This is a genomic window from Xanthobacter sp. BG11Y11_SDJG (assembly GCF_057364445.1).
Window position 1 is genome coordinate 1 of record NZ_JBNFNU010000677.1, and the last position, 1,307, is coordinate 1,307.

Here is a 1,307-nt window from a genome sequence, read left to right on the forward strand (position 1 = left end):
CGAGGAGGCGCCGCGGCGCCGCAGAAGGTGCGCCGGGCGCGCCTGAAGCGGTGGCGCCGAACATCACCCCGGTCAGTTCAGCTTGGATGCCGGCCTTGGCGATGATGCCGGCCCACTTGGTCGATTCCTCGGCGAGGAAGGCCTTGAACTCGGCGGCGTCGAGCTGTCCGGCTCGACGCCGATCTCGATCAGCCGCTTTTGCACCGCCGGATCGGCCACCGTGGCGACGATCTCCTTGTTCAGCTTGTCGATCACCGCCTGCGGCGTGCCCTTCGGCGCGGCGATGCCGAACCAGGCGTAGGATTCGTAATCCTTCACCCCCTGCTCGGCCATGGTCGGCACGTCCGGCAGCGCCTTGCTGCGCGTCTTGGTGGTCACGGCGAGCGCGCGGATCTGGCCCGCGGCGAGCTGGGACGAGACGTTGGGGATGAGCTGGAAGCTCACCGGCACCTCGCCCGAGACCAGATCGATGGCGAGCGCGCTGCCCGAGGGATAGGGCACGTGCGACATCTGCGTGCCGGCGACGATGTCGAAATAGGCCGCCGCCAGATGCTGCGACGAGCCGAGGCCGACCGAGGAATAGTTGATCTGGCCGGGCTTGCCCTTCACGAAGGCGATGAACTCGGCCACCGTCTTCACCGGCACCTTGTCCGGATTCACCACCAGGACGTTGACCAGCTTCGCCACCGTGGAGATGGGCTCGAAGTCCTTCTCCGGATCGTAGGGCAGCCCGCCCAGGGTGCGGTTGACGACGAACGGACCCGGCGCGGCGAACACCAGCGTGTAGCCGTCCGGCGCGGCCTTGGCCGCCGCCGCGGTGCCGTTGTTGCCGCCGGCGCCCGGGCGGTTCTCGACGATCACCCGCTGACCGAGCCGCGCCGCAAGCCCATCGGCCACGATGCGGGCGATGGAATCGCTGGCGCTGCCGGCCCCGAAGGGCATGATAAGCTTGATCGGCCGGTCAGGATAGGTCTGGGCACTGGCGGGCTGGGCACTGGCGAGCGCGGCGACGGCGGCGAGCGTGGCCGCAAGGCCGCGGATGGTCTGGCGCATTGACCCCCTCCATGGGTTTCGTCGGTTCTTGTTCTCCGGCGAATGCACCACCGTGGCGGAACGCCGGGGAAACGGGCACGGCCCGCGGCCGCGTCCCGTGCGAGGCCGCCATAATCCACAAATCCCGGCTGTGTTCAACGCAGCGGAAGGGCCGGTCGGGCGGCGGCCTGCAACCTGGAGGACGCGCGGCGTCCCGCTCCGGCGGCGCGGCGAGAGGCTGGCACCCCGTCCGCCTACCCTCCCCGCCCCCCGCG

General features: G+C 70.2%; 1 protein-coding gene. It reads right to left on the bottom strand.

The features are described 5' to 3' along the window. Window positions 1-72: 72 nt before the first annotated feature. Window positions 73-1,053 (bottom strand): Bug family tripartite tricarboxylate transporter substrate binding protein, encoded by a 981-nt coding sequence (locus AC2W7M_RS25670; RefSeq protein ID WP_486135942.1) that lies wholly within the window; start codon window positions 1,051-1,053, stop codon window positions 73-75. Between the last annotated feature and the right edge of the window lie 254 nt (window positions 1,054-1,307).